General features: G+C 39.5%; 4 protein-coding genes and 1 other annotated feature. All 4 genes read right to left on the bottom strand.

What is annotated here, in order from left to right; genetic code table 11:
• Positions 1-543: 543 nt before the first annotated feature.
• Complete coding sequence (gene tyrS, locus Q9Q35_RS01140) at positions 544-1800, bottom strand: tyrosine--tRNA ligase (RefSeq protein ID WP_304651771.1); 1257 nt, start codon at positions 1798-1800, stop codon at positions 544-546.
• A gap of 42 nt (positions 1801-1842) precedes the next feature.
• Positions 1843-2034, bottom strand: a binding site (T-box leader).
• Positions 2035-2086: 52 nt separating this feature from the next.
• Entirely contained in the window at positions 2087-2533 is a 447-nt protein-coding gene (locus Q9Q35_RS01135) for a Fur family transcriptional regulator (protein WP_304651770.1), read from the bottom strand.
• Between the two features lie 116 nt (positions 2534-2649).
• Positions 2650-3237: a metal-dependent hydrolase gene (locus Q9Q35_RS01130; protein WP_304651769.1), complete on the bottom strand. Its 588-nt coding sequence runs from the start codon at positions 3235-3237 to the stop codon at positions 2650-2652.
• A gap of 19 nt (positions 3238-3256) precedes the next feature.
• On the bottom strand, positions 3257-6325 hold a 3069-nt coding region (locus Q9Q35_RS01125), incomplete at its 5' end, for an SMC family ATPase (protein WP_304651768.1).

Genomic DNA, 6325 nt, shown 5'->3' with positions numbered 1-6325 from the left:
CCAGGATCAAACTCTCAATTTAAAGTTTGTGACTCTTTATTTTTACTAGCGAATTGACTTCGCAAAATGTTTATTGCTCTCATCACTTAGATAAGAGACCCTGCACATTTGCTTATCGAAACTTTGTTCAGTTTTCAAAGATCTACTCAATTTTTATTCATTTTCTTGAATAAAAATTCATTGATATGCCTTATCGACTTAATTATTATATCCAAACTTGCATCTCAATGTCAACAAGTTTTTTGAATTAATTTTTAAGCGATCTGAGATGCTTGATCACATCTCAATGACAAGAACTACTATACTCACTTTTAGCTTAAACGTCAACCCTACTTTTAAATTTTTTTGCATAAAATTTCACTTTATACCATTTAAAACACGAACATAAATCGCCCTTAAATATCATCGTTCGTTTTTTACCCAATAAATCAGCATATCTTTGACTGAAAAGCTGTTTTTTGCTCAGTAAAACACTTACATTTTCCATGGAAAAATTTTTTCAAAAAAAATCTGCAGACATGAAGTCTACAGATCTTTCAACAATTATTTAGTTACACGTGCCAAGAAATAACGCTTTTTACCACGACGGACGATCACAAATTTTCCATCAAAGTTTTCTGCTGGATCGATCACCGCATCTAGGTCTTGAACACGATCACCATTGATATAGATCGCTCCATTAGTTACATCTTCACGGGCTTGACGCTTAGAATTTTCGATCCCTGTGTTAACGAGCCATTCAACGATATTTTCCGGTTCAGAACTGATCTCAACTGTTGGCATATTTTTAAAGCCCTGCTCGATCTCAGCAGCAGTTAAAGCTTTCACTTCACCTGAGAAGAGTGCCTTAGAGATATGTTCAGCCTGCACAACAGCTTCTTTTCCATGAACAAATTCGGTCACTTCTTTGGCTAAGCGTCGTTGAGCTTCACGCAATTCTGGATGTTCTTCAAGTTTCTTCGCTAATTCAGCGATCTGAGCTTCATCCAAGAAAGTAAAGTACTTCAAGTATTTAACAACATCACGATCATCTTGGTTCAACCAGAATTGGTAGAATTCATATGGTGTTGTTTTTTCTGCGTCAAGCCACACTGCACCACCAGCTGTTTTACCAAATTTTGTCCCGTCAGCTTTCAACATCAATGGGATCGTCAAGGCAAATGCTTGGGTATCTGAGCCTTCCATTTTGTGGATCAGATCGATCCCAGCTGTGATATTGCCCCATTGATCAGCTCCACCGATCTGAAGTTGCACATCTTTTGTCTTCAACAAATGATGGAAATCGATCGCTTGCAAGATCTGGTACGTAAATTCAGTATACGAGATACCTACCTCTAAGCGGCTAGCGACAACTTCTTTATTCAACATCGTATTAACATTGAATAATTTACCATAATCGCGCAAGAAATCTAATAAACTGATCTCTTTTAACCAATCATAGTTATTAACGATCGTGATATTATCTTTGCCAAAGAGTGCCTTCATTTGTCCTGTCAAGGCCTCTTCATTGTGATGAACTTGTTCCATCGTTTGTAAAGTCCGTTCTGACTTCTTACCAGATGGATCACCGATCGAACCGGTACCCCCACCGATCAAGATGTGCGCACGATGACCAGCCATTTGGAATCGTTTCAACATCATAAATGGGATCAAATGCCCAATATGCAAACTATCACCAGTCGGATCGACTCCACAGTAGACACCGATCGATTTTTCAGTCAATAACTTTTCTAAACCAGCTTCATCTGAAACTTGGTTGACAGCGCCCCGCCATTTTAATTCTTCTAAAATATTTTCCATTTAGGATCCTCCTTTTAATAAAAAAGTCCCCGATGAAAAATCATCAGGGACGAATTAATTTCCGCGTTACCACCCAGATTGCTACATAAATGTAACCAACTCTGTCATCGATATCGGAATGACCCGTTGTTGCTCCATAGTGTACTTCGCAAAAATCATATATGCCACCTTCCAGCATTAGTGGCTCTCTGTGATAGGGATGAGATCTGCTACTATCTACTTCATCGCAAATAATAAAATACCTTGGTTGATTATAGCACAAAACTGGCTACTTACTCCAGAAAATTTATGTGTTAGCTTTCTTTTGCTGACAGTCTGGGCAAATACCATACACATCATAGCGACTATTGACGATCTCATAGTCACTTTGAGCCTGTGCCAACTTTTCTAATTCTAAGTAAGTGTCATCAAAAATATCCTCGATCTTGCCACATTCTAAGCAGATCAAATGATAGTGTGGCTTAGCGAAATAATCATACCTTACATGCCCCGCACTATCCAAAGCCACTTCAGATACTAGATCAGACTTTGCCAACAATTCGAGAGTATTATACACAGTTGCCAAACTCACCTTGATATCTTGCTTTTGCAGATATTGATGGATCATCGTGATCGATGGATGCTCATCTGAACACATCAGATATGCTAAGATCGCTTGGCGTTGTGGTGTTGATTTTACCCCGTGTTGCTTTAACTTTTGTGCTGAAGATACTAATAATGTTTGATCTTTCATTGGCTCCACCTGCGCTATTATATAGCTTATCCTTTCTTATTGACTTCTCACTTAGATGATACGCTATTTGAAAAAAAAAATCATCCAATACTTTATCATGTCAAACATTTAGTATCTCAATGTGGCAAGAAAAGAAGCTGTAACTTAGCTATCAACAGCTTAAGTGAAGCTGCCCAGCCATGATCAAATAAACTTGTTAAACGACCTGACCATAATAAGTTCAACTCGATCAATAAAAGACATAGCGCAAAACCTAAGATCAAATACTCACTCACATGCCCTGTTCGATAATAAAATAGTCGTTTACGCGCACTTCGCTTGAATTTAGAAAAGGGCCAAAACCAATGGATACTATTTTTGGAGAAACTGTCTTCGACTAAATGCAAAAGATAGCCGATCAGTAGCCAAAAAGGTAAGTGAATTGCCGCAGTCGTTAAATATGCTTTAGCAATAAATACAGCCAACAAGTAGACCCCAGCCGCCACAACTAACGAATGTGTCGCTCCACGATGCCCTAATGTTTTATTGGCTACTTTACTAACAACTTGACTCCGCTTACCGATAAATGACCTTGGATGGTCGATATCTGGCAAAACGCTACCACAGACTAACGCCGCAGTATTGATAAATGTCACTTGATCGACTGCGGCTAGCATGGGCAAGCCTACAGCCAGTGAGACTGTTATATGTGTACGATATTGCATCGTTTTTCCTCAAATCTAACTAAATTGTCGTCACATACCGCAAAGTACTCCGCTCACCTTTAGTAACAACTTGTAACTGATATGGCAATTGCGCCTGTAATTCGGTAACGTGACTGATTATCCCGACCATGCGATCTTTCCCCTCGATCGTTTGCAAAGTTTCTAAAGCAACTCGTAAAGCTTCTTGATCGAGCGAACCAAAACCTTCATCGACAAATAACGCTTCGATCTCGATCCCTCCACTCTTCTTTTGGATAACTTCTCCTAGCGCCAAAGCTAAGGCTAAAGCAGCTAAGAAACTCTCTCCGCCTGAAAGTGTGTGGACGCTACGTCTTTTACCCACATTATCATCATAAATATCTAGCTCTAGCCCCGTACTCGAAGCCCCCCGCCCAGTATCTTCATTTAAGCATAATTCGTAGCGACCATTAGTCAAGCAAGCGAGCCGCGCATTGGCTGTTATTAAAACTTCTTTGAGATAGGTCTGCAAAATATAGCGCTCAAACCCCAATTTTTGTTCACCTTTACCTGTAACAACATCGACTAGCTCCTTTAACTGTCCTAACTGTGTAAATTCAGCTTGCTGTTGTTCAAAAAGCGATCTTACTTGGTGATAGCATTTGATATTGGAACTATATTTATGCTCTAGCTCAGCGACCATCTGCTGTAACTTAGCTTCTGACTGTTTTGCCTGCAATAATTCTTCGTTAGTTTGCTCTAGATCAGGCTGTTTTTGGCCAGCTACTTGTTTTGAAAGGAGCTCGACTTGCCCATCGATAGCATCTATCTCTTTTTGCTGATCAGCTAAAGTTTTTTCTAAATATTCAAGTTGAGCGCTTTGTGATAACAATTCTTTTAATTCCGCTAATGTCACTTTTTTGGCTGCACAGACAGCTTCTAAGTCAGCTTGTCTTTGGGTGATCATTTGTTTTGATTCTTGAGCTTGTTGTTTGGCGTCATTTAACTTGGACTCAGTTGCCACTAATGACTGCTCAGTTTGTTTTATATGTGCATTTAAGTCGGCTAAATGGTTTTCAAACTCATCTATCTTCTGTTGCCAAATTCTCAATTGTACCTTGGCTTGTTGTTTGGTCTGATACTTTACTGGTAACTGAGCTTGTTTTTCGGCTAATTGCGTCATCAAGGTCTGCTTATCAAGTTGAGCTGTTTGGGCTTGTTCATTTAACTCAGTCAACTTTGTCTGTGCTTGTGTAATTTTTTGCTCCAGTGTTGTCTGTTGCTTTTGCAAGCTCACTGCTTCTTTTTCTTTAGCTGTAAGTACCGTTATCTCTTGAGTCAATTCGTGTTTAGTTTGTGCCAGTTCAACTTCTAAATGAACTAACTCTCTTTTTGAAGTGGGATATCTCTCAAAAAAGTCCTGCATTTTCGTTTCAAATTCGCTTTGTCGTTCAACAGTCTCAGCGTCAAACTCATTTATTCGCGCCTGTAAAGCGGTGACCTTATCTTCTAATTTACGGGCCTGTTGTTTAGCTTGCTCAACTTGTTCTTCATCGATCCCAGTCACTTCACTGACTTTAGCTGGAGCCGGATGATCTAAACTCCCACAGACCGGACATGGTTTACCTGCTTGAAGCTTTTTGACTGCCACTGCAATATAGTGATCCGCCAGTTGATTAGCTAAATCGCGGGCCTTAGTACGAGCTTCCTTACTGATAGTCGTTTCATCGATCAATTCATTTTGTAAATTTAAAATATTAGTTTGACGCTTATCTAAGTCTGCTTGCTTTTTCAAAAGCTCGGTCAATTCTGCTTGTTGATACTTTATTCTTTCTAATTTTGCTTTTAACGAGCCTTTTTCTTGGATCTGTTCTGCGATCGTGTGTTGATTTTTTTTGATAACAGCTAGCTTTGCTTGCTTTTTATCCAAAGTCGTCATTGTTTTTTGAATTTCAGCTGCCAAAACACTCTGTCTGGCTTCGACCTCTTCTTGAGCGGTCGAAAGCTCGCTGACTATTTTATATAGTGGCAAGTTATTCTCCAATTGCTTATATTGGTACTGATAGTCAGCTATTTCTTTACGCTTAGCTTCGTGCTCTGCTAATTTAGTAGCCAAACTTAGCTGTTCTTTTTTTAGCTCTGCATAGCTTTGCTCGGTCTTTTGGATATCATGTTTAGTTTTAACAAGGGTGGCTTTATTATTTTCCAATAGCTCAAAGTTTGTTCGATGTTCCAGTGCCCATTTCAAAGCAACTATTTGCTGGCGTAAAGCTTCACGTTTAGGGGCTTTGGTTAGTAGATCAGCTTGCTTAGCTTGTAACTTTGCCAGTAGATCGAAGCTTTTTTGAAGCTCTTCTTGTTTACTCAAAACATGTTGCAAGCGTTCGTGTTCTTTTTTAGCTTGCTTTAGAGCTTCATCTTGCTCTGCCAATTTGGCATTGACTTGTTCGAGCCAGCTTTTGATCTGTTCGAGCCATAGTTCAGGGATCTGTGTCTCACTGGTAAAATCAGCTTGTTGCATGCTCAGCATTAGTTGTTGTTCTTTTTGCTGATATTTTGCATTTTGTTCTTTAAATTTTGCCTTGAGTTGTTCGGTCCAGCGTTCAAATAGTTCACTGCCAAATAAATTGCGCAAGACCTCTTCTTTCTCTTTACTATCAGCTGATAAAAAATTGCGAAATTCACCCTGAGGCAACAAAATGACCTTGGTAAATTGTTCTGCCGTTAAATGTAACAGCTCATCGATAAAACGTCTGGCTTCAGGTATCTTTTGGATCGCCAGCTTTTCTTCATCAGGCCCAGGATAGATCAGTTCAACTTTTGCCTTTTTTTCAACGGGCTTGCCACCACGTCCAGCTAAAACTTGTTTTGGCTGACGCTTGATATAATAGATCTTCCCTTGATGCTCAAAGGTAAATTCAACACTGGTCTCTTTTTTGTCGCTAGCAAAATCAGAACGCATTTGGAAGGCTTGGCGTTTCTTGCCCGAAGTTTCATTGAAAAGCGCGTAACACATTGCATCAAAGATCGTTGTTTTGCCACTCCCTGTCTTACCCGTGATCAAAAACAACGGTGCCTGTTCAAAGCGGGTAAAATCAACGGTCTCATCCACATAAGGTCCAAAATTTTT

The organism is uncultured Ligilactobacillus sp. (assembly GCF_948826705.1).
GTDB lineage: Bacteria > Bacillota > Bacilli > Lactobacillales > Lactobacillaceae > Ligilactobacillus.
This window is presented reverse-complemented; position numbering and strand designations above follow the sequence as displayed.

Coding starts and splice junctions, on each gene's coding strand:
- tyrS (WP_304651771.1), bottom strand. CDS start 1,800: ATGGAAAATATTTTAGAAGAATTAAAATGGCGGGGCGCTGTCAACCAA.
- Q9Q35_RS01135 (WP_304651770.1), bottom strand. CDS start 2,533: ATGAAAGATCAAACATTATTAGTATCTTCAGCACAAAAGTTAAAGCAA.
- Q9Q35_RS01130 (WP_304651769.1), bottom strand. CDS start 3,237: ATGCAATATCGTACACATATAACAGTCTCACTGGCTGTAGGCTTGCCC.